This is a genomic window from Nonomuraea sp. NPDC054003, assembly GCF_055585125.1.
Window position 1 is genome coordinate 63984 of record NZ_JBVJKR010000019.1, and the last position, 21709, is coordinate 85692.

A 21709-nucleotide genomic window follows, 5' to 3' on the forward strand; every position below is an offset into this window, starting at 1 on the left:
TCCTCTATGGTCCGACCATACTGTGGTCAGACCATACCCGGAAGGAGAAGCGTGCGAGTCGCCCTGTTTCTCACGTGCGTGAACGACACGCTCTTCCCCGGCACCGGCAAGGCCGTCGTGTCGCTGCTGCGCCGGCTGGGCTGCGAGGTCGACTTCCCGGCCGCGCAGACCTGCTGCGGGCAGATGCACCTCAACACCGGCTACCCGCAGGAGGGCGTGCGGCTGGCGCGCCACTTCACCGAGGTCTTCGCCGGCTACGAGGCGGTGGTCGTCCCCTCCGGGTCCTGCGCCGCGATGATCCGGGAGCAGTACCCCAAGCTGGTCAAGCCCGGCAGCAAGGGAGCGGCGGCCGTCGGGCGGGTGGTGCCGCGGGTGCACGAGCTGACCGAGTTCCTGCTGGACGTGCTGAAGGTCGAGGACGTGGGGGCCTACTTCCCGCACCGGGTGACCTACCACCCGACCTGCCACTCGCTGCGCGGGCTCCATCTCGGCGACCGCCCCGTGCGGCTGCTGGGCCGGGTGCGCGGGCTGGAGCTGGTCCAGCTCCCGGGCGCCGAGGAGTGCTGCGGCTTCGGCGGCACCTTCGCGATGAAGAACGCGGCCGTCTCCGCAGCCATGGGCGCCGACAAGGCGCGCAACGTGCTGGGCACCGGCGCCGAGGTGCTGTGCGCGGCCGACAACTCCTGCCTGATGCACATCGGCGGCACGCTGGCCCGCCAGAAGACGGGGGTACGGGTGATGCACATCGCGGAGATCCTGGCCGCCACGGAGGCGGGCGGATGAGCGCCACCTTCCTCGGCATGCCCGGGAGTTTCCCGAAAAACGCCGAAAAAGCCGTACAGAACTCGCAGCTTCGCTACAACCTGCGCAAAGCCACCCACACGATCCGAGGCAGGCGCGCGAGCGTCGTCGGCGAACTGCCCGACTGGCAGGAGCTGCGCGCGGCCGGCAAGGCCATCAAGGACGAGACGCTGCGCCACCTCGACCGCTACCTCCTCCAGCTGGAGGAGGCCGTCACGGAGGCGGGCGGCCACGTGCACTGGGCGCGCGACGCCGCCGAGGCCAACCGCATCGTCACCGATCTGGTCAAGGCCACCGGCGAGACCGAGGTCGTCAAGGTCAAGTCGATGGCCACCCAGGAGATCGGCCTGAACGAGGCGCTGGCCGAGCACGGCATCGCCGCCTACGAGACCGACCTGGCCGAGCTGATCGTCCAGCTCGGCGACGACTTCCCCAGCCACATCCTGGTGCCGGCGATCCACCGCAACCGGGCCGAGATCCGCGAGATCTTCCTGGACCGGATGGGCGACGCCCCCGAAGGGCTCACCGACGAGCCCGCCGCGCTGACCGAGGCCGCCCGCCTCCACCTGCGCGAACGGTTCCTCAGGAGCAAGGTCGCCATCTCCGGCGCCAACTTCATGGTCGCCGAGACCGGCACGCTCGTGGTGCTGGAGTCCGAGGGCAACGGCCGCATGTGCCTGAGCCTGCCCGAGACGCTCATCAGCGTCGTCGGCATCGAGAAGCTGGTGCCGTCCTGGCGCGACCTCGAGGTGTTCCTGCAACTGCTGCCGCGCAGCTCCACCGGCGAGCGGATGAACCCTTACACCAGCACCTGGACGGGCTCGGCCGAGGGCCAGGAGTTTCACCTGGTGCTGCTCGACAACGGCCGCACCGGCGTGCTCGCCGACGAGGTGGGCCGCCAGGCGCTGCGCTGCATCCGCTGCTCGGCCTGCCTGAACGTGTGTCCCGTGTACGAGCGGGCGGGCGGTCACGCCTACGGCTCGGTCTACCCGGGCCCGATCGGCGCCATCCTCACCCCGCAGCTGCGTGGCATGGGCTCCGACCTGGACGCCTCGCTCCCGTACGCGTCCAGCCTGTGCGGCGCCTGCTTCGAGGCCTGCCCGGTGGCGATCGACATCCCCGAGGTGCTCGTCCACCTGCGTGCCGAGGCACCGCACGGGGCCGCGGAGCGCGCGGGCATGCGGCTGGCCGGCTGGGTGTTCGGCGACCGGGCACGCCTGGCAGGGGTCCAGCGCCTGGCCTCGCGGCTGCGCAAGCTGGTGCCGAAGAGGCTGCCCGGCCCGCTGTCGGCCTGGACCGACACCCGCGACCTGCCGGACATCCCGGAAGAACCGTTCAGGGACTGGTGGGAAAGAGAGGAGCGGCATGGGCGCCCGTGAGGAGATACTCGGCCGGATCCGGCAGGCCGTGCGCGGCGCGCCCGAGGTGGAGATCCCGCGCGCCTACCGCACCGCGCCGCCGGTGGACGACCTGGCCGGCCTGTTCGCCGAGCGGGTGCGCGACTACCGCGCCATCGTGCACGTGCTGCCCGCCGCCGAGGTGCCCGCCGCGATCACCGAGCTGGTACGGGGGCGCCGCATGGTGATCCCCGACGGACTCCCGCCCGAATGGTCGGGGGGCGCCGAGCCCGCCGGCGGGTCGCTGGCCGAACTGGACGCCGCCGACGGCGTCGTGACCGGCTGCGCGGTCGCCATCGCCGAGACCGGCACCATCGTCCTCGACACCGGCCCCGGCCAGGGCACCCGCGCGCAGACGCTGGTGCCCGACTACCACCTGTGCGTGGTGCTGGCCGGCCAGATCGTGGCGGGCGTCCCCGAGGCGGTGGCCCGTCTCGACCCGTCACGCCCCCTCACCTGGATCAGCGGCCCGTCCGCCACCAGCGACATCGAGCTGAACCGGGTCGAAGGCGTGCACGGCCCCAGGACCCTGGAAGTGATCGTCAGTACCTGAGCACCGCCGCGACGTCCTCCACCTGGTCGGTGAACCAGATCTCGGCGTCGGTCATCGCCGCCGCCCTGACGAGGGCCGAGTCGGCGCGCTCCTGCACCGGGTGCTCCACCCCCCACGTGCGGAGCTCCCCGGCGTCGCGCGACACCTGCGTCGCGCCCTCGCCGATCCAGACGGTGCGCGGCAGCTCGCCGGGCATCAGCAGCGCGTGCACCCGGCCCTCGCGCAGCGCCTGCGCCACCCGGGCCACCCCGGTCGGGCCGTCCTGCTCGCCGTGGCGGTTCAGCAGCTCGGCCCTGCGGTCGTCCAGCCAGCCGCCGAGCGCGGTCTCCACGTCCTGCTCGAACCCGCCGGTCGCGTTGCGGTGGCCGCGCTCCAGCATCTGGATGCGGCCGGTGGACCGGGGGCCGAGGTGGTCGCAGAGCAGCGAGCGCGAATGCGGCTCGCCCGCCACCAGCACGAGCTGGGCGTCGGTGCGCCGCACCTGCTCGTCGACCTCCTGGGCGACGGCCACGGCGTTCTTCTCCCAGGTCTCCTCCACCGCCTTCTCGTAGTGCCGCTGGGAGAAGCCGCCCTGCGCGGTCTTCTGCAGCGGCCACTCCTCGGCCTCGACGGTCGTCTTGCGCGGCGAGCCGTTCCCGTGCACCGAGACGTCCGCGCCGGCGTGGTCGATGATCACCCGCAGGTGCGGCACGCTCTCGCCCCGCTGCATCAGCATCGGGGTGACGAGCGGCAGCGGCGAGAACGCCGCCAGCGGGCGGGGCGCCTCCGGCAGCGGCTCCGACAGCACCACGTCGCCGTGCACGGCGAACACCGCCCGTCCCGGTCCCGGGCTCAGCACCTCCTCACGCAGCGCCTCGGACTCGGTGCCGCCGGCCCGCTCCAGCTCGTCACACAGGCTCGTCCACAGGGCGGACCGGTCCCGCGCGGTGAGCCCGCCCACGTACACCGACGCGTACGGCCCCGGGCGCTCGTAGAGCGGCCGGATGAAGTCGAGTCGCACGTGTCATCACCTCCGCCTTGCCGCGCCGGGTCCCACGGCCCGGCACACCTCGGGCACGGTCATGTAGCGGCGGGCCGGCAGCGCGCGCAGCAACGTGACCACCTCGTCGGGGGCGCCCATCCGCTCGGCGTGCCGCATCAGGTCGTAAGGGGTGGCGGGGAAGTCGGCGTCGCTCAGCCACGCGGCCAGGTCGCCGCGGACGCCTGCGGGGCCTCCCTGCCCGGGCGTGTAGCGGTGCACGCGCTCCAGCTGGCCCGGCTCGGGCTCCCGCCACTCCTCGGCGGGTACCGTCCCGACGCCGCGTGGGTTGCCGTCGGGACCGTCGAACCCGTCCGGCTCGTGCCTTCGCTGCTCGTCCATGCGAGGGCTGTGCTCTTTCATCATCGCTCCTCCCGTTGCGCCCCCCTACCCCCGCTTTCGTGGGCAAACATGGCTGATTGTGTACGCTGCCGACGTGTTCGATCCCCGGCTGACCATCACCACCGAGCGGCTCGTTCTGCGCCCGTTCGGCCTCTCGGACGTGGACCGGATCAGATCCGTCGTCGAGTCGGGCGTCTCTAGCGAGGGGACTGCCGGGTTCACCCGGCAGGGGAATCGCTTCCCTGTTATAGTTTCTTTGTTCGAAACGGGCAGGGCTTGTCCGTCGCCTACCTCGGCAGGGGAAAGCGAGAAGCCGCTTCCTTGAGGAAGTGGAGGAGTCACCAGCCTGTTCAAGACCGCGTGGGGCGCCGGCACCACCGAGGTCGGCTACGGGGTGCACCCGCTCCACCGGGGGCGGGTGCACCCCGCCACCGAGGCGCTGCGCGGGCTGGTGGCGTACGTCTTCGCCGAGACCACGCTGCGCCGCGTCGACCTGACGGCCAACCTGGACAACCTGCCGTCCCTGCATGTGGCCAGGAAAGCTGGCTTCACCTGGGAAGGCGTGCTGCGCGCCGCGGTGCTCGAAGACGACGGGCCGCACGATCTGGTGATCTTCGGGATGCTCCGCGACGACGGCCGGACCCCTGGCGAGAACCTGCCCAGGGCCGAGCTGCGCACCGAACGGCTGCTCATCCGCCCGCCCGCCGAGAAGGACGTGCCGGACCTGGCCGTCACCGGCGCCGACCCGCTCACCCAGGCCATGACCGGCGTGCCGCGCCGCTACGGCCAGGCCCACGCCCGCGCCTTCGTCGCGACCTCCGAGCGGATGCGGCTGCGCGGCGACGGCATCGCCTGGGCCGTGGAAGAGCTGGCCGGCGGCCGGTTCGCGGCCAACGTCGACCTCAGGGACGTGGACTGGGCCAACCGGTCGTGCGAGATCGGCTACATGGCCGCGCCGTGGGCGCGCGGCCGGGGCTACACCACCGAGGCCGTCGCCGCCATCGCCCGCTGGCTGCTGCGCGAGCAGCGCTTCCAGCGGCTCAAGCTGCGGGCCGCGGTGTCCAACCCCGCCTCCCAGCGGGTCGCGGAGAAGGCGGGCTTCGTCCGCGAGGGCGTCGAACGCAACGCGCTGCGCGGCGAGGACCTCGTCGTCTTCAGCCTGATCCCGTCCGACCTTTCCTGAGCGAGAACTCTTGGTGAAACGGTGGTGCAACCGTCAATCTGGTGGGTGAGGACGGTGAGGCCCATGATCACGGTTGTCGGGTGGGACGGTTCGGGACTGTCGGCCAAGGCGGTCGACCGGCTGAAGGCCGCCAGGCTGGTCATCGGCCCCGACCACCTGACCCGGCGGCTCGCCCCGTCCGCCGCCACGGCCTCTCCCGGCGGCCTGCTCGACGCCCTCGACGCCCACATGGAGCGGGGCGAGGGCCCGGCCGTCGTGATCGCCGAGGGCGACCCCGGCTTCTTCGGCGTGGTGCGCACGCTGCGCGGCCACGGGCTGGAGCCCGACGTGCTGCCCGCCACCTCGATCGTCACCCGCGCCTTCGCCTGCGCCGGGCTCGACTGGGACGACGCCCTCGTGGTCGCCCCGGCCGGCCCCCACCAGCTCGCCCGCGTGGTCAACGCCTGCCGGGCGCACCCCAAGGTGGCGCTGCTCGTCACCCCCGGCGTCGGCCCCGGCGAGATCGCCAGGGAGCTCGCGCCCACCACCCCGCGCGCGCTCGTCGTCTGCGAAGACCTCGGCGGGCCCGACGAGCGCGTTACCCACAGCCGCATGGGCGAGGCCACCACCCGGCCGTGGAAGGACCCGGACGTGGTGCTCGTGATCGACCCGCTGCACCGCCGGAAGGAGCCCGGCTGGGTGGCGGGCGCCCAGCCGGGACCGGCCGGATGGGCGCTGCCGCTGGAGTCCAGGCTGCCCGCCGAGGTGCGCGCGTACGTGCTCGCCAAGCTCGGGCCCCGGCTCGGCGACCTGGTCTGGGACGTGGGCGCGGGCAACGGCGAGATCGCGGTGGAGTGCGCCAGGTTCGGCGCCGCGGTGATGGCCGTCGAGCGCGACGCCGACGCCTGCGCCCGGCTGCGCGAGAACGTCCTGAGCCACGGCGTCAAGGTGGCGCTCACCCGGGGGCAGGCGCCGCCCGCGCTCGAACCGCTGCCCGACCCCGACGCCGTCTTCGTCGGCGGCGGCGGCCCCGACGTGATCGTCGCCTGCGCCGCCCGCCGACCCCGCTCGCTGGTGTGCGCGCTGAAGACCGTCGAACGCGTGTCCGCCGTGCTCGACCTGCTGCGCGAGCACGGCTACCGCGCCGAAGGCACCCAGATCCTGGCCTCCGGGCTCGTCATCGGCCCCGACGGCGCGCACAGCCTGAGCTCCGCCGACCCGGTCTTCGTCGTGCACGCGACACCCGCGGGCACTTCCTGACCTGTCGCTCAGTGCCGCACATCGGTTATCCTCGCGTGTCCTCTTCTACGCACCGGAGAACCTTCCCCATGAAGCCGCCGCTCCTGCTTGTCGGGCAGGGCTCGAACGACGACGCCGATTCCGCCGAGTTCGGCAGGTTCGTGCACCGGCTCCGCTGCCGGCTCGACCAGACCGCCGCCGACGTGTCGGGCGGCTACCTCGAGCGGGCCACGCCCCTGCTGAGCGAGTCCGTCGCCTCCCTGGTCGCCCGCGGCCACCACCGCCTGGTGGCGCTGCCGCTGACCCTGAGCCGGACCAACGGCGAACTCCCCGCCGCCCTGGCCCTGGAGCAGCAGCGGCACCCCACCCTCGTGTACGACCACGGCCGGCCGGTCGGCCCCGACCCGCGCGTGCTCGCGCTGCTCGCCGAGCGGCTCAACGACGCCGCCACCGAGATGCCCAGGCCGCGCCCGCTGGAGCTGGTCGGCGCCCGCCCCCGGCTGCGCGCCGTCGACGGCGCCGCGTCCGACGGCGTCCCGCCGCACGTCGAGCCGGGTGAGACCGCCGTCGTGCTGGTCGGTGACGGCTCCACCGACCCGGCCGCCAACGCCGACGTGCACCGCGTGTCCCGGCTGTTCTGGGAGACGCACGCGTACGACTTCATGACCGTGGAGACCGCGTTCGTCTCCCTCACCCCGCCCGGTGTGCCCGGCGGGCTGGAGCGCTGCCGCCGCCTCGGCGCCAAGCGCGTCATCGTCGTGCCCTACCTGCTGTTCGCGGGCGGCACGCTGGAGCGCGTGTGGGCGCAGGCGCTCGCGTACGGCGCCGGCCACCCCGAGCTCGACATCCGCTGCGCCGAGGTGATCGGCGACTGTGAGACGCTGGCCGACGTGGTCATCGACCGCTACGAGGAAGCCCTCCAGCAGCTGGTCCCCTGAACCCCCGGAGGTTCCGTGCTCGCCGAGACACTCGCCGCGCTCCGCCCCGCCGACCCCCGCGCGATCGCCGACGCGCGTGCCCACCAGGACCGGCTCACCAAGCCGCGCGGGTCCCTCGGCGCGCTGGAGGAGGTCGCCGTGCGGCTCGCCGGGGCGGCCGGGGTCAGCCCGCCGCCCATGCCGGAGCCCGCCGCGCTGGCCATCTTCGCCGCCGACCACGGCGTGCACGCCCGCGGCGTAACCCCGTGGCCGCAGGAGGTCACGGTGCAGATGGTGCACAACTTCCTGGCGGAAGGGGCGGTGGCCAACGCCTTCGCCGCCCAGATCGGGGCGTCGGTCACCGTGGTGGACGTCGGCGTCGCCGCCGACCTGCCCGACGACGCCCGCCTGGTCAAGCGGAAGATCGCGTACGGCACCGCCGACCTGTCGCGGGGCCCCGCGATGAGCGGCGAGGAGGCCGTACGCGCGCTGGAGGCGGGCATCGGCGTGGCCCGCGACCTGGTGGCGTCCGGCGCCCGGTGCCTGATCACGGGAGACATGGGCATCGCCAACACGACGGCCTCGGCGGCGCTGATCGCGGCCTTCACCGGCCGCGACCCCGCCGCGGTGACCGGCCTCGGCACCGGCGTCACGGAGGAGACCCACGCCCGCAAGATCGCCGTCGTCCGCGAGGCGCTCCAGGTCAACGGCATCCTCATGGAGGGCCGGCCGGATCCGCACGGGCTCAAGCTGCAGGAGGCGTCGCGGGTGCTGGCCGCCGTCGGCGGGTTCGAGCACGCCGCCATCGCCGGCTTCATCCTGGGCGGGGCCGCGGCGCGGGTGCCGGTGATCCTCGACGGCGTGATCGCCGGGGCCGCCGCGCTGGCCGCCGCCGCGTTCTCACCCGCCGCCGTCGACCACTGCGTCGCGGGCCACCGCTCCGCCGAGCCCGGTCATTCCGCCGCGCTGGAGCACCTCGGCCTGCGCCCTCTGGTGGACCTGGAGCTGCGGCTCGGCGAGGGCACCGGCGGGCTGCTGGCCCACCCGCTCGTCTGCGCCGCCGTCCGTGTCATGCACGAGGTCGCCACGTTCGACTCGGCCGGAGTCACCGAGAAGCACATGTGATGATGAAAGGGACAGGAACCACCAGATGAGGTGACCAGTGCCCAGATACGGACCGATGTACGGCCCGGACCTCACCTTCCTCGGCGTCGAACGCTGCGACGTCGACGACCCCGCGAGCTACGCGGACGCGGACGTCGTCATCCTCGGCGCCCCCTTCGACGGCGGGACCTCCCACCGCCCCGGCGCCAGGTTCGGCCCGATGGCCCTGCGCCAGGCCTGCTACCTGCCGCAGGACGGCTCCAGGCCCAGCCTCGCGCTGCGCGTGGACGCCCTGCGCGACCTGCGGGTGCTCGACGCCGGCGACGTCGAGTGCTACTCGGGCGACGTGGAGGGCTCACTGGAGGCCATCGAGTCGGCGGTGCACCGGATCGCCGCCTCCGGCGCCGTCCCGGTGGTGCTCGGCGGCGACCACACGGTGGCGCTGCCGGACGCCCGCGGCACCGCCCGCGCGCACGCTCCCGGCCGCACCTCGATGATCCACTTCGACGCGCACGCCGACACCGGGAACATCTCCTTCGGCCACCTGTACGGGCACGGCCAGCCGATGCGCCGGCTGATCGAGTCCGGCGCGATCCGCGGTGACCGGTTCCTGCAGATCGGGCTGCGCGGTTACTGGCCGGAGCCGGAGACGCTGGAGTGGATGGCCCGGCAGGACATGCGCTCCTACGAGATGACCGAGATCGTCGCCCGCGGCCTGGAGGAGTGCCTCACGGAGGCGTTCCGCATCGCCCTGGACGAGTGCGACCAGATCTTCCTGTCCATCGACATCGACGTGTGCGACCCCGGCCACGCGCCCGGCACCGGCACCCCCGAACCGGGCGGGCTCACGGCCCGGCAACTGCTCGACGCGGTGCGGCGCATCTGCTACGAGCTGCCCGTCGCGGGCATGGAGATCGTCGAGGTCGCGCCCCCGTACGACCACGCCGACATCACGGCGCTCCTCGGCAACAGGGTCGTCCTGGAGGCGCTCTCGGCGATGGCCAGACGGCGCGCCGACGAAGCGGGCGGAGAGCGCTGGGACCCCCGCCGGCCTCTGCTCGACGGCCGTTGACCCCTGCGCAACAAATGACGCGTTGAGAGCCGGTAGGTTTATCCACCTAGCACACAACGTTCGCGAACGGGAGATTCACCCACCATGGGCCCCTACCTCCTCGGCCTGCGGCTTTCCGGTCGCCGGGTCCTCGTCGTGGGTGGCGGGAGAGTCGCTCAGCGGCGGGTGCCCGCGCTGCTCGACGCCGGCGCGGAAGTGACCGTGGTCTCGCCGTCCGTCACCCCCGCTCTGGACGACCTCATCGCCGCGGGCCGGGTCACCTGGCACGCCCGGCCCTACCAGGTGGGCGACTGCGACGGCGCCTGGCTCGTCCAGGCGTGCACCGGCGACCGGCCGGTCAACACCGCGGTGGCCGCCGAGGCCGAGGCCAAGCGCATCTGGTGCGTGCGCGCCGACGACAAGGACGCCTCCGCCGCCTGGACCCCGGCCTCCGGCCGGGTCGACGAGATCAGCGTGGCCGTCACCGCGGGCGGCGACCCGCGCAGGGCGGCCGGCATCCGCGACGCCGTGGTGGGCGCGCTGCGCGACGGCACCGTCGACGCCCGGCGCAACCGCACCAAGCCGGTGGGCGTGGCGCTCGTCGGCGGCGGGCCCGGCGACCCCGGGCTGATCACCGTACGCGGCCGCCAGCTCCTCGCGCAGGCCGACGTGGTCGTCGCCGACCGGCTGGCGCCCCGCGCCCTGCTCGACGAGCTGGCCCCCGACGTCGAGCTGGTCGACGCCGCCAAGGTGCCCTACGGCCGGTCACTCTCCCAGGAGAAGATCAACGAGCTGCTGGTGGAGCGCGCCAGAGAGGGCAAGTTCGTGGTCCGGCTCAAGGGCGGCGACCCGTTCGTGTTCGGGCGCGGCGGCGAGGAGATGATCGCCTGCGCCCGAGCCGGCATCCCCGTGCTGGTCGTGCCCGGCATCACCAGCGCCGTCGCGGTGCCCGCCGCGGCCGGTGTCCCCGTCACGCACCGCGGGGTGAGCCAGGAGTTCCACGTCATTTCGGTGCATGTCGCGCCGGACGACCCCCGGTCCACCGTCGACTGGCCCGGCCTGGCGCGTTCCCGTGGCACCCTGGTGCTCATGATGGCCGTCGAGCGGCTGCCCGCGGTCGCCGAGGCCCTCATCCGAGACGGACGTCCACCGGAGACTCCCGTAATGGTGGTGCAGGACGGTACCCTTCCGACCCAGCGGGCGGTCACCGCTTCGCTTTCCACCGTGGCCGAACGCGTGTCCGCGGCTGGGATACGGCCACCGGCGATCATCGTCGTCGGCGATGTCGTCGAGGTCGGCCAGGAGGTCGAGATGGTTCGAGCGGAGCGCCTGCCTTGAACACCGCCATGGATGACGGGCGCGGAGAGCGGCCAGGGGAGCAGACCCTGAGCCTCCCCGCCATTACCGACGCGCCCCCGGGCCCCCCGGCGGACCTACCCGCCGAGCCAAAGCGGGCTGCGGGCCGCCCGCCAGGCGCGAAGCCGGAACGCGAAGTCTCCGGCCCGCCGGAGAGCTCCGCCGCCCGACCCGGGCGGGACTCTCCTGCCGGGAGCCGGGCCGGCGAGCGCTCCGAGCCGGAGTCTCCCGCCGCGAGGCGTGAGCCGGGTGTCGCCGAGCGCTCCGAGCCCGAGTTCGATGCCTTCGCGCCGTTCGCCTCCGGGGACTCGAAGCCGGGTCCCGAGGCGCCCGCTGAGCCCCAGTTCGACGCCTTCGGCCCGGTCGTCAGGGGCTCCGGAGCCGCGGCTGCCGAGCCGGAGCCCGCGACCGGGGAGGAGACGGACCAGGCTCCGGAGAAAACTCCTGCGGCCAAACGCGAACCGGTCGCCGTCGAGGACTCCGAGCCGGAGGCACCCGCCGAGTCCGACGCATCCGAGGCCGCCGAGCCCGGCCTTCCGGCCGAAGCACCCGGGGACAGCGCTGAACAGGAGGCCGTCGCCGACGAAGACGAGGCGGACTCCGTACCGGAGGAGCCCGAGGCGAAGTCCGTACCGGAGGACCTCGGGGACGAGGCGGACTCCGTATCTGAGGGGCCCGATGACAAGCCCGGGGCCGAGGCGGACTCCGTACCTGAGGGGCCCGAGGCGGAGGGCGTACGTGAGGAGGAGTTGCCGCCTGAGACCGTGAAGGCGATGGCGGCGGCGCTCGGGGCGCTGCGCGAGAGCGTGGCGTCGCTGCGGTTCGGGCTCGACCTGCCGGGCGCCGGCGAGGCGCGCCAGGCGAGCGGCGAGCTGCTCGCCCAGCTTGAGGACTACGTGCTGCCGAGGGTGCGGATGAACACCGCGCCCGCCCTGATCGTGGTCGCGGGCTCGACCGGCGCGGGCAAGTCCACGCTGGTCAACTCCCTCGCCGAGAAGAACGTGTCGCGCACCGGCGTGCGGCGGCCGACCACCGGCGTGCCCGTCCTGGTCTGCCATCCCGACGACCGCCAGTGGTTCGCCGAGGGCGAGCTGCTGGGCGGCCTGCGACGGTTCGACCAGGCCAGGCCCGAGGCGGGCCAGCGCGGCATCGTGATCAGCGCCACGGAGAAGCTGCCCCAGGGCGTGGCGCTGCTCGACACCCCCGACATCGACTCGGTCGTCGAGGAGCACCACGAGATCGCCCACCGCATGCTCGACGCCGCCGACCTGTGGATCTTCGTCACCACCGCCGCCCGCTACGCCGACGCCCCCGCCTGGAACCTGCTGCGCCTGGCCAAGGAGCGCGGCGCCCGGCTGGCCATCGTGCTCTCCCGCGTCCAGGACAGGGCCCGCGAGGTGGTGCTCAAGCACTTCGTCCGGATGCTCACCGAGTACGGCCTGGGCGAGATCGACCGGTTCGTCATCAGCGAGTCGAAGGTCGCCGACGGTCGGCTGCCCGACAGCGAGGTGACCGAGCTGCGGCTGTGGCTCGCCGAGCTGTCCGTCGACGGGGCCCGCCGCGCCCAGGCGGTCAGGGAGACGCTCAACGGCGTGCTCGACAGCTTCCGCACCCGCGTGCCGGCGCTGGCCAAGCACCTGGAGGCGCAGGTCGCCTTCCGCGGTGAGCTGCGCGGCGACGTGGAGGCCGCCTACCTCGGCGCCCTCACCGACCTCGACAAGGCGTTCAGGAGCGGCGCGCTGATCCACGGCGAGGTGCTCGCCCGCTGGCAGGACTTCGCCGGCTCCGGCGACCTGATGCGCTCGCTCCAACTGCGCAAGCGCGCCAGGAGCGGCAGGCAGACGCCCGAGCGGATCATCGCGTTCAGGGCGGCGCTGCGGGCCGGCCTGGAGTCCGTGATCGTGGCCGCCGCCACCCGCGCGGCTGAGGAGGTGACCGCCCGCTGGCGGCACCGCGCCGAGGTCGGGGCGGCGCTCGCCGACGGCCTGGAGCGGCCTTCCGACGACCTCGTACGGCACGCCGGCCGGGCTGTCGCGGCCTGGCAGGAACACGTCACCGAGCTGGTCCGCACCGAGGGCGTGGCCAAGCGGACGGTGTCGAAGCTGGTGTCGTTCGACGCCGACTCGCTGTCGCTGATCTTCATGGTCGCCATGTTCAGCGGCGGCCAGGTCGAGGGGGTGCCGCACCGGCTGGTCAAGGCGCTGCTGGGCGCCGAGTCGCTGCGCGGCATCGGCGCCAAGGCGCTGAGCGACCTGCGGGCCAGGATCAGCATGCTGTTCGACGAGGAGTCCATGCGATACGTGCAAGCGCTCGACTCGGCCGGCATCCCCGACGAGTCCGCCGCGACGCGGCTCTACCAGGCCACGTACAACCTTGAGGTCGCACGATGACCACCGTCACCACGCCCAGGCCGGGGCTCTCGTCCCGGCTGTCCGCGCTGTCCAAGGTCGTGGAGCTCGGCCCCGGACGGCTCGACCCCAAGCTGATGTCGGAGGCCGAGTCGCTGCTGCTGCGCGCCGGTGACCGGCTCAAGCTGTCGTCGGAGCACACCGTGGTCGCCCTCGCGGGCGGCACGGGCAGCGGCAAGTCGTCGCTGTTCAACGCCGTCTCGGGGCTGGAGCTGTCGCCGACCGGCGTGCGGCGGCCCACCACCGCCCGCACCCACGCCTGCGTGTGGGGGCTCGAAGGCGCGGCGCCGCTGCTCGACTGGCTGCAGATCCAGTGGCGCCACCGGTTCGCCCGGGCCAGCGCGCTGGACAAGGGCGAGAGTCAGCTGCACGGGCTCATCCTGCTCGACCTGCCCGACCACGACTCGATCAGGGCGCTCAACGACAACGAGGCCGACCGGCTCATCGGGCTGGCCGACCTGGTGGTGTGGGTGCTCGACCCGCAGAAGTACGCCGACGCCTCCACCCACCGCCGCTACGTCACCGAGCTGGCGGGCCACGAGGCGGTGACCGTGTTCGCGCTCAACCAGGCCGACCGGCTCTCCACCGAGGAACTGGCCGAGCTGGTCATCGACCTCAACGACCTGCTCCGCCGCGAAGGCGTCGAGCACCCGACGGTCGTGCCGACCTCGGCCGTCACCGGCCGCGGCGTCGAGAGCCTCAAGAGCGTCGTCGCGGCGGCCGTCTCCCGCCGCCGGGCCGCGATCCAGAGGCTGGAGGCCGACCTCCGCAAGCTGGAGCAGCGGATGACGGCCGCCATGCCGGTCGGGGAGGCGCTGGCCATCCCCGCCGCGGTGGACGAGGCCCGCAAGATGGGCCTGGTGGACGCGCTCTGCGACGCCGTCGGCGTGCCGGCCGTGGGCGAGGCCATGGAGAACATCTACGTCGAGCGCTCCAACCGGTGGGTGGGCTGGCCGTTCCCGCGCTGGGCCGACCGGTTCCGCCCCGACCCGATCAAGAGCCTCCGCCTGGAGGACGTCAGCGACGAGATCAAGGGCATCGCGGCCGGCACCGTGACCGCGCAGGCGGCCGAGGTCACCAACGCCGTCCAGGCGCTGGCCGAAGGGCTGTCGGGCACCATGCACCCGGTGTGGCGGTCGTCGCTCCACCACGCGGCCCGCTCCCGGCTGGGCAAGGTGCCGTCGGCGCTGACCGAGGACCTCACCGAGGTCGCGCCCCAGCTCGACCGGGTGCCCGCCTGGTGGCGGCTGCTCAAGGCGTGGCAGTACGCCCTGGTGGCGGCGTTCGGGTGCGGCGTGCTCTGGCTCCTGCTGGGGCTGCTCATACCGGGCGCGCTGCCGCCGGCGCTGGAGCTGATGGGCGACACCGCGGCGCTGCCGTGGGCGGCGCTGATGACGGTGTCGGTGCTCGGGCTGGGCGCCCTGTCGGGCATCGCCTCACGCAACTTCGTCGAGCTGGGCGCCTCGCGCGAGCGGGAGCGGCTGGAGCGGGAGATGCGGCGGCGGGTGGCGGCGATCGCGGAGAAGATGGTGGTGGAGCCGGTGGAGCGCGAACTCGCCCGCCACCACGCCTTCTACACCGCGATGCGCGGCCTGTCGAGCTGACCTTCCACAGCCTCCGCGCCCGCCGGGCGGTCATCCCCAGAACACCGCTCGGCGGCTTCGCGGGCGGGCCGTGGTCGGCACCGTGGTCCCAGGTCGCGGGCGTCCGGCCCGCCACAGGGGAGGCAACGGATGAACGACATCTACGTCACGCTCACCGGCAACGTCGCGGCGGAGCCGCGTCAATACACCTTCGACGACGGTTCCAAGGTCACTTCGCTCCGGGTGCTCACCGCCCATCGCTACTTCGACAGGAAGTCGGGCCAGTGGGCCGACGGCGAGAAGGTCTGCTTCGCGGTGCGCTGCTGGCGCGCGCTGGGCGACAACGTCGCCCAGTCCGTACGGGTCGGGCAGCCGGTGGTGGTGTCGGGCAAGCTCCGCATCCGCGAGTTCGGCCCGGAGGGTGACCGGCGTTTCATGCCCGAGGTCGAGGCCTCGGCCGTGGGCCACGACCTGCGCTGGGGCACCGGCACCTTCGTCAAGCCCGAGCGGGCGGGCGGCGGCCCGGTGAGCAGGGAGATGCGCGACCGCCTCGACGAGGAGACCCAGGACTGGGCGATGGGCGCCGCCCGCAAGGGGCCCGGCATGGTGGTCAGGGAGATCCCGGCGGACGAGGCCGCGGTGCGCATCATCGGCGCCGACGACAACGAGAAGGAGTCCGAAGACGCCGAGTGGCCACAGGAGGAGCGGGCCGCGGCCTGATGCCCCGTCCATGGCGGCGCGCCACCTCCGGCGTCCGGCCAGGTGGTCCGGTGCCGGCGGTGGCGCGCCGATCCTGGTGTCCGGTCGGGTGGTCTGGCGCTGGAAGTGGCGCGCTGCCTCCGGCGTCCCGCCAGGAGGGCCCGTGCCGGAACGGCGCGTCGATCCTGGTGCCCGGTCAGGTGGTCCGGTGTTGGTGGTGGCGCGCCGATCCTGGTGTCCGGTCAGATGGTCCGGTGCCGGAAGTGGCGCGCCGATCCCGGCGTCCGACCAGGAGGTCCGGTGCCGAAACGGCGCGCCGATGTCGCGTAGTCGGTGGCGGCGTCCGGCCGGGATCTCACCGGCTCTCCGCATGCGCCCCCGGGGTTACGGCGGGATGAGCGGGCCGGGGGCATGCCTCACGGTGCCTAGCCCGGGGTTTCCCGAAGAGGTCGATGAGATGACCTCGGCGTTGGCGAGAGGTCGCGCGGGTGATGCTGGAACACGAGGGATGCGGGAAGACGAACCGGGCCCCGGGAAGGTGGGGGGAGGGGGCATCGGTGGCGCGCTGAGTGGTGAGCGCCGGGGCCGATGGGTCGCCCGCGTGGAGGGCAAGGGCGGTCGTCAAGTCCAGATGACGCCCCGCATCATGATGTGCTCCCTTCGCAGTGGCTTGTTCGCGGAAGCGAACCGTGTCCACATCTAGCCAACCACATAACCTCTGCGGTTTCTCTGGCAAAGCTATCGTTTCCCATCGCGCACCGCACACTCCGCAACTATTGTGTTACACATCGTTAGTGGGAGGGGAGACCACATGGCGGCGGCCAGTCACACCTCGATAAAGCGACGTGACGGTCTGTCCGCATTGGTCTCCCGATGGCCATTTCTCGGCCAACGCCGGGCCTTGGTCGCCTACATCAGCGTGATCGTCGTCGCCGACCTGGCCGCGATCGCCGCGACGGCTCTCACCACCCCCTTCCACTGGCGCAGCCTGATGGTCTTCGCGGCGCTGATGGGCTGCGGCGCGGTCTGCATCGAGGCCACCCGACGGCTCGGCATGCCGGCAGGGGTGTCGCGTGACCTGCTGTCGGCCTGGTGGCTGCCCGTAGCGCTGCTGCTGCCGCCGGTGTACGCGCTGCTCGCGCCGATCGTGCTGCAGACGCTGCTGCAGTTGCGGGTCCGGGCGGCGGTGCTGCACCGGCGGGTGTTCAGCGCGGCCGCGATCGGCCTGGCCGGGTGCGCGGCGTCCCTGCTGTTCCACGGGCTGGCCCCGGAAGCCTGGCCGCTCTCGGGGAGCGACAGCGCCACCATCATGCTGGCGATCCTGGCGGCCGTGGTGTTCGCGCTCATCAACACCGCCCTGATCGCGATCGCCGCCCACACCGCCAACCCCGACCTCGGCTGGCGCGCGGTGCTCTGGGACCGGGAGAGCTTCACACTGGACGTGGTGGAGCTGTGCCTCGGCGTCACGGTGACCGTCGGGTGCGGCCTGCACCCCATCCTGCTGCTGCTCGCCCTCCCCCCGGTCGTGCTGCTCCAGCGCAGCCTCCTGCACGCCCAGCTGCAGGCGGCGGCCCGCACCGACGCGAAGACCGGCCTGCTCAACGCCGCCGCCTGGCAGCGGGAGGCCGACACCGAGATCGTCCGCGCGCGCCGTACGGGAGAGACGCTCGCGCTCCTGATCATCGACATCGACCACTTCAAACGGGTCAACGACGCCCACGGGCATCTGGCCGGAGACCTGGTGCTGGTCAACGTGGCGGACGTGCTCCGCGGCCAGTTGCGCGACTACGACCTGGTGGGGCGCTTCGGCGGCGAGGAGTTCGTCGTGCTGCTGCCGGGGGCTGACCTGCACGAGGCCCGCCGGGTCGCCGAGCGCCTGCGTGCCCGGATCGGCCGCATGTCCGTCCCCGCCGACGAGGCGGTCATCTCGGTCACGGTCTCGGCGGGCGTCGCCCTGATGTCGGAGCACGGCGACGACCTCATCGAGCTCCTGGCGGCCGCCGACCTGGCCCTCTACCGGGCCAAGGAGCTGGGCAGAAACCGCGTCTGCGTCCCCGCCGTCCCGCCCCGTCTCCAGGGCGACCCGGCCGGCTGACCTCGCGGCCCCCTGGCAGGCCCGGCCAGGAAGGCCCTTCGCCGTCGCGTTCGGAAGCTCGGGCGGGAGCCCCTAAGCTAGATACCATGCCGGAGTACATCTATACGCTTCAGCGCGTGCGCAAGGCGCATGGCGACAAGGTTGTCCTTGACGACGTCACCCTGTCGTTCCTGCCAGGGGCCAAGATCGGTGTCCTGGGGCCCAACGGCACGGGCAAGTCGACGCTGCTCCGGATGATGGCCGGTCTGGAGCAGCCGTCCAACGGCGAGGCGCGGCTGATGCCGGGCTTCACCGTGGGCATGCTCCAGCAGGAGCCGCCTCTCAACGAGGAGAAGACCGTGCTCGGCAACGTCCAGGAGGGCGTCGCCGAGACGATGCGGATGCTCGAGCGCTACAACGAGATCGCCGAGCAGATGGCCACCGACTACAGCGACGAGCTGCTCGACGAGATGGGCAAGCTGCAGGAGCAGCTTGAGCATCGCAACGCCTGGGATCTCGACAGCCAGCTGGAGCAGGCGATGGACGCCCTGCGCTGCCCGCCGCCCGACGCCGACGTGACGACGCTGTCCGGTGGCGAGCGCCGCCGCGTGGCCCTCTGCAAGCTGCTGCTGGAGGCGCCCGACCTGCTGCTGCTCGACGAGCCGACCAACCACCTCGACGCCGAGAGCGTCCAGTGGCTGGAGCAGCACCTGGAGAAGTACGCCGGCACCGTCCTGGCCGTCACCCACGACCGCTACTTCCTCGACAACGTCGCGACCTGGATCCTCGAGCTCGACCGCGGCCGTGCCTACGCCTACGAGGGCAACTACTCGACCTACCTCGAGGCCAAGGCGGCCCGGCTCAGGGTCGAGGGCCAGAAGGACGTCAAGCGCAAGAAGCGCCTCGAGGACGAGCTGGAGTGGGTCCGGTCCAACCCGAAGGCCCGCCAGACCAAGAGCAAGGCCCGGCTCCAGCGCTACGAGGAGATGGCGGCCGAGGCCGACAAGCACCGCAAGCTCGACTTCGACGAGATCCAGATCCCGCCGGGCCCGCGCCTCGGCACCACGGTGATCAGGGCGGAGGATCTCACCAAGGGCTTCGACGACCGCCTGCTGATGGAGAAGCTCACCTTCGACCTGCCGCGTAACGGCATCGTCGGCATCATCGGCCCCAACGGCGTCGGCAAGACCACGCTCTTCCGCATGATCACGGGCGACGAGCAGCCCGACGGCGGCGCCATCACCGTCGGCGACACCGTCAAGATCTCGTACGCCGACCAGAGCCGGGGCGGCATCGACCCCAACAAGAACGTGTGGGAGGTCGTCTCCGACGGGCTCGACCACATCAAGGTCGGCAACGTCGAGATGCCGTCGCGCGCCTACATCGCCGCGTTCGGGTTCAGAGGGCCCGACCAGCAGAAGAAGGCGGGCGTGCTGTCCGGCGGCGAGCGCAACCGGCTCAACCTGGCGCTGACCCTCAAGCAGGGCGGCAACGTGCTGCTGCTCGACGAGCCCACCAACGACCTCGACACCGAGACGCTGTCCTCGCTGGAGAACGCGCTGCTGGAGTTCCCTGGCTGCGCCGTCATCACCTCCCACGACCGGTGGTTCCTCGACCGGATCGCCACGCACATCCTGGCGTGGGAGGAAGGGTCCAACTGGTTCTGGTTCGAGGGCAACTTCGCCGACTACGAGAAGAACAAGATCGATCGGCTGGGCGCCGACGCGGCCCGCCCGCACCGGGTGACCTACCGCAAGCTGCACCGCGACTGATCACGTGGTTCCACCCCGGATCCCGCACGGAGACCGTCTCCGTGCGGGATCTCGCGTTTCCTGGGTGCACGAGGGATGTCTAGAATCAGATTCTAGATTCGCTAAGGGGAAGGAGTCCGGGTGGAGCTCGAACTGGACGGCGTCGAGGTGGCCTTCGACCACACGGCCGTGGCCGCGCCGCGCATCAGGGACCTGCTGCCCATCTACCGCGACCTGCTCGGTGGGCGGCACCTCGGGGGCGGGGGCGACAACCGGCAGGCCGGATACCGAACCCTGCAGCTCACCTACACCAACGGGAGCAAGATCGAACTGATGGAGCCGCTGCCCGGTTCGACGTTCTTCGACAGCTTCTTCGAGCTGACCCGGGGCAGGGGCGGCGTGCACCATCTCAACTTCCACGTGAGCGACATCGACGCGGCCGTGGCCGGACTGAAGGGGAAGGGCTACCGGCTGCACGGGCTGAACCTGTCGGATCCCCGCTGGCGGGAGGTGTTCCTGCATCCGAAGGAGGCGCACGGGGTGCTGATCCAGCTCGCCCAGGTGGGTCCGCGGCCGGACGGGCCGAGGGCGACGCTGGAGGAGGTGCTGGCCGGCGAAGGCAGGAACGGGAACGGGATACCGAGCCCTTGAGCAAACGCAGAAGAAAAATCTAGAGTGGGGTTCTAAAACCGAGAGGCGGGAGCCCCATGAAGCCCGTACCACGCCCCACTCCCGACACCCAGCCCTTCTGGGACGGGACGGCGGCCGGAGAGCTCAGGATCCAGCGCTGCCTGGCCTGCGAGCGTCACTACTTCTATCCCCGGCCGAGCTGCCCGCGCTGCGGCTCCGGCTCCGTCGAGTGGGTGCGGGCCAGCGGCAGGGCCACGCTCTACTCGTACGTGATCAACCACCGGCCGGCGCCCGGGTTCGAGGGGCCGTACGCGATCGCGGTGGTGGAGCTGGAGGAGGGGGTGCGGATGATGACGAACCTGGTCGGCGTCGAGCCCGCGCCCGAGAACCTGGAGCTCGACATGCCGCTGCGGGTGACGTTCGAGGAACGTGGCGAGGTGCACGTGCCCCTCTTCGAGCCGGCGGGCGGTGCCCAGTGAACCCGGTGATCGCGGGCGCGGCCGAGACCGACGCGGTCGGCAGGCTGCCCGGCCACTCGACGATGGAGCTCCACCTGGAGGCCGCGCGCAACGCGCTGGCCGACGCGGGCATGACCAAGGACGACATCGACGGCATCGCCACCGTCGGCACCCCGGGCCCCATCCAGGTCGCCCACGCGCTGGGCATCACCCCGTCCTGGCTCGACGGCACCGGGGTCGGCGGCTCGTCGTTCCTGTTCCACGTGCGCCACGCGGCCGCCGCCATCCGGGCGGGGCTCTGCCGTACGGTGCTGATCACGCATGGCGAGTCGGGCCGGTCCCGGATCGGGGCGCCGCGGTTCTCGATGGCGCCCGACTCGCTGATGGGCCAGTTCGAGATGCCGTACGGGGTGATGGGCCCGACGACCACGTTCACGCTGACGGCGCTGCGCTACATGAAGGAGTTCGGCCTCACCCACGAGCAGCTCGCCGAGGTCGCGGTGGCGCAGCGGCGCTGGGCGCACCTGAACCCGCGGGCGATGCACCGCGACCTGATCACGGTGGACGACGTGCTGGCCTCGCGGATCGTCGCCTACCCGTTCCACCTGCTGGAGTGCTGCCTGGTGACCGACGGCGGCGGCGCGCTGGTCGTCACGAGCGAGGACCTGGCCCGGCGGGACGACCCGGTCTACCTGCTGGGCTCGGGCGAGGCGATGGACTCGCCGATGATCTCGCAGATGGAGGACTTCACCACGGCCAAGGGGTTCCGCCTGTCGGGGGAGGCCGCGTTCGCCGAGGCGGGCATCTCGCACGACGACGTGGACCACCTGATGGTGTACGACGCCTTCGCGCACGTGCCGATCTACGGGCTGGAGGACCTGGGGTTCGTCAAGCGGGGCGAGGCCGGCGCGTTCATCGCCGAGGGTCACACCTCACCCGGCGGCCGGCTGCCCCTGAACACGAACGGCGGCGGCCTGTCGTACACGCATACCGGGATGTACGGGATGTTCGCCATCCAGGAGGCGGTGCGGCAGCTGCGCGGTGAGGCGGCCGCGCAGGTGCCGGGGGTGGAGGTGAGCGTCGTGCTGGGGAACGGCGGCATGTTCGCCTCGGCCGCCACGCTGGTGCTGTCGAACCGGCTGCCGTGAGGCTTCAGGAAGCGGTGG

Annotated in this window: 19 protein-coding genes; 17 read left to right on the top strand and 2 right to left on the bottom strand. The window is 72.4% G+C overall.

The genetic code is table 11. The annotated features are described in order from the left end of the window. Window positions 1-51 precede the first annotated feature (51 nt). Genes ACZ6YG_RS37865 through ACZ6YG_RS37875 form a run of 3 tightly spaced genes read left to right on the top strand, consistent with a single transcriptional unit; the run spans window position 52 to window position 2751 of the window. Complete coding sequence (locus ACZ6YG_RS37865; protein WP_219552497.1) at window positions 52-783, top strand: (Fe-S)-binding protein; 732 nt, start codon at window positions 52-54, stop codon at window positions 781-783. Continuing rightward, complete coding sequence (locus ACZ6YG_RS37870; RefSeq protein WP_364237426.1) at window positions 780-2180, top strand: lactate utilization protein B; 1401 nt, start codon at window positions 780-782, stop codon at window positions 2178-2180. The genes ACZ6YG_RS37865 and ACZ6YG_RS37870 overlap by 4 nt, the downstream gene beginning before the upstream one ends. Beyond that, a complete protein-coding gene (locus ACZ6YG_RS37875) occupies window positions 2167-2751 on the top strand; it encodes a LutC/YkgG family protein (RefSeq protein WP_466020634.1) in 585 nt (194 codons plus the stop codon). Before ACZ6YG_RS37870 ends, ACZ6YG_RS37875 begins: the two co-directional genes overlap by 14 nt. Here the strand turns inward: ACZ6YG_RS37875 and ACZ6YG_RS37880 are convergent. Both ACZ6YG_RS37880 and ACZ6YG_RS37885 read right to left on the bottom strand, forming a co-directional pair. Then, window positions 2741-3751, bottom strand: coding sequence for a baeRF2 domain-containing protein (locus tag ACZ6YG_RS37880; RefSeq protein WP_148029874.1), 1011 nt, complete (start codon window positions 3749-3751; stop codon window positions 2741-2743). The genes ACZ6YG_RS37875 and ACZ6YG_RS37880 overlap by 11 nt on opposite strands. A 6-nt stretch (window positions 3752-3757) precedes the next feature. Further along, window positions 3758-4111 carry a DUF2795 domain-containing protein gene (locus ACZ6YG_RS37885; protein WP_187281006.1) on the bottom strand — a complete coding sequence of 118 codons (354 nt, stop codon included), beginning with the start codon at window positions 4109-4111 and terminating at the stop codon, window positions 3758-3760. A 346-nt stretch (window positions 4112-4457) separates the two neighbouring features. On the opposite strand from ACZ6YG_RS37885, the gene ACZ6YG_RS37890 reads away from it, so the two are divergent. The 14 genes from ACZ6YG_RS37890 (at window position 4458) to ACZ6YG_RS37955 (ending at window position 21691) form a co-directional block, all read left to right on the top strand. After that, the gene (locus tag ACZ6YG_RS37890; protein WP_466020683.1) at window positions 4458-5294 is read left to right on the top strand and encodes a GNAT family N-acetyltransferase; all 837 of its coding nucleotides are present in this window, start codon (window positions 4458-4460) and stop codon (window positions 5292-5294) included. 63 nt (window positions 5295-5357) lie between these two features. Continuing rightward, on the top strand, window positions 5358-6533 hold the full coding sequence (locus ACZ6YG_RS37895; RefSeq protein WP_466020635.1) for a bifunctional cobalt-precorrin-7 (C(5))-methyltransferase/cobalt-precorrin-6B (C(15))-methyltransferase: 1176 nt from the start codon (window positions 5358-5360) through the stop codon (window positions 6531-6533). Window positions 6534-6601: 68 nt separating this feature from the next. Further along, window positions 6602-7450 carry a sirohydrochlorin chelatase gene (locus tag ACZ6YG_RS37900; RefSeq protein ID WP_219546971.1) on the top strand — a complete coding sequence of 283 codons (849 nt, stop codon included), beginning with the start codon at window positions 6602-6604 and terminating at the stop codon, window positions 7448-7450. Window positions 7451-7465: 15 nt separating this feature from the next. After that, complete coding sequence (gene cobT / locus ACZ6YG_RS37905) at window positions 7466-8554, top strand: nicotinate-nucleotide--dimethylbenzimidazole phosphoribosyltransferase (RefSeq protein WP_466020636.1); 1089 nt, start codon at window positions 7466-7468, stop codon at window positions 8552-8554. 37 nt (window positions 8555-8591) lie between these two features. Beyond that, complete coding sequence (gene speB, locus ACZ6YG_RS37910; protein ID WP_148029880.1) at window positions 8592-9605, top strand: agmatinase; 1014 nt, start codon at window positions 8592-8594, stop codon at window positions 9603-9605. Between the two features lie 84 nt (window positions 9606-9689). Continuing rightward, window positions 9690-10922 (top strand): uroporphyrinogen-III C-methyltransferase, encoded by a 1233-nt coding sequence (gene cobA, locus ACZ6YG_RS37915; protein ID WP_466020637.1) that lies wholly within the window; start codon window positions 9690-9692, stop codon window positions 10920-10922. A gap of 8 nt (window positions 10923-10930) precedes the next feature. Next, window positions 10931-13330, top strand: a complete 2400-nt coding sequence (locus tag ACZ6YG_RS37920; protein ID WP_466020638.1) for a dynamin family protein — start codon at window positions 10931-10933, stop codon at window positions 13328-13330. Next, entirely contained in the window at window positions 13327-14952 is a 1626-nt protein-coding gene (locus ACZ6YG_RS37925; protein ID WP_466020639.1) for a GTP-binding protein, read from the top strand. Before ACZ6YG_RS37920 ends, ACZ6YG_RS37925 begins: the two co-directional genes overlap by 4 nt. Window positions 14953-15081: 129 nt before the next feature. Then, entirely contained in the window at window positions 15082-15651 is a 570-nt protein-coding gene (locus ACZ6YG_RS37930) for a single-stranded DNA-binding protein (protein ID WP_148029883.1), read from the top strand. 880 nt (window positions 15652-16531) lie between these two features. Further along, window positions 16532-17725: a GGDEF domain-containing protein gene (locus ACZ6YG_RS37935; RefSeq protein ID WP_246640523.1), complete on the top strand. Its 1194-nt coding sequence runs from the start codon at window positions 16532-16534 to the stop codon at window positions 17723-17725. Window positions 17726-17811: 86 nt separating this feature from the next. Then, window positions 17812-19476: an energy-dependent translational throttle protein EttA gene (ettA, locus tag ACZ6YG_RS37940; RefSeq protein WP_219546977.1), complete on the top strand. Its 1665-nt coding sequence runs from the start codon at window positions 17812-17814 to the stop codon at window positions 19474-19476. 120 nt (window positions 19477-19596) lie between these two features. Continuing rightward, on the top strand, window positions 19597-20106 hold the full coding sequence (locus ACZ6YG_RS37945) for a VOC family protein (protein WP_466020640.1): 510 nt from the start codon (window positions 19597-19599) through the stop codon (window positions 20104-20106). A gap of 56 nt (window positions 20107-20162) precedes the next feature. Continuing rightward, window positions 20163-20564, top strand: coding sequence for a Zn-ribbon domain-containing OB-fold protein (locus ACZ6YG_RS37950; RefSeq protein WP_148029887.1), 402 nt, complete (start codon window positions 20163-20165; stop codon window positions 20562-20564). Then, a complete protein-coding gene (locus ACZ6YG_RS37955) occupies window positions 20561-21691 on the top strand; it encodes a thiolase C-terminal domain-containing protein (RefSeq protein ID WP_466020641.1) in 1131 nt (376 codons plus the stop codon). Before ACZ6YG_RS37950 ends, ACZ6YG_RS37955 begins: the two co-directional genes overlap by 4 nt. The last annotated feature ends 18 nt before the right edge of the window (window positions 21692-21709 follow it).

What these genes read in the sequence shown, in the direction of transcription:
- ACZ6YG_RS37870 (WP_364237426.1), top strand. Translation starts at nt 780, where the DNA reads ATGAGCGCCACCTTCCTCGGCATGCCCGGGAGTTTCCCGAAAAACGCC.
- ACZ6YG_RS37875 (WP_466020634.1), top strand. Translation starts at nt 2,167, where the DNA reads ATGGGCGCCCGTGAGGAGATACTCGGCCGGATCCGGCAGGCCGTGCGC.
- ACZ6YG_RS37885 (WP_187281006.1), bottom strand. Translation starts at nt 4,111, where the DNA reads ATGGACGAGCAGCGAAGGCACGAGCCGGACGGGTTCGACGGTCCCGAC.
- ACZ6YG_RS37895 (WP_466020635.1), top strand. Translation starts at nt 5,358, where the DNA reads ATGATCACGGTTGTCGGGTGGGACGGTTCGGGACTGTCGGCCAAGGCG.
- ACZ6YG_RS37900 (WP_219546971.1), top strand. Translation starts at nt 6,602, where the DNA reads ATGAAGCCGCCGCTCCTGCTTGTCGGGCAGGGCTCGAACGACGACGCC.
- cobA (WP_466020637.1), top strand. Translation starts at nt 9,690, where the DNA reads ATGGGCCCCTACCTCCTCGGCCTGCGGCTTTCCGGTCGCCGGGTCCTC.
- ACZ6YG_RS37920 (WP_466020638.1), top strand. Translation starts at nt 10,931, where the DNA reads ATGGATGACGGGCGCGGAGAGCGGCCAGGGGAGCAGACCCTGAGCCTC.
- ACZ6YG_RS37925 (WP_466020639.1), top strand. Translation starts at nt 13,327, where the DNA reads ATGACCACCGTCACCACGCCCAGGCCGGGGCTCTCGTCCCGGCTGTCC.
- ACZ6YG_RS37930 (WP_148029883.1), top strand. Translation starts at nt 15,082, where the DNA reads ATGAACGACATCTACGTCACGCTCACCGGCAACGTCGCGGCGGAGCCG.
- ettA (WP_219546977.1), top strand. Translation starts at nt 17,812, where the DNA reads ATGCCGGAGTACATCTATACGCTTCAGCGCGTGCGCAAGGCGCATGGC.
- ACZ6YG_RS37950 (WP_148029887.1), top strand. Translation starts at nt 20,163, where the DNA reads ATGAAGCCCGTACCACGCCCCACTCCCGACACCCAGCCCTTCTGGGAC.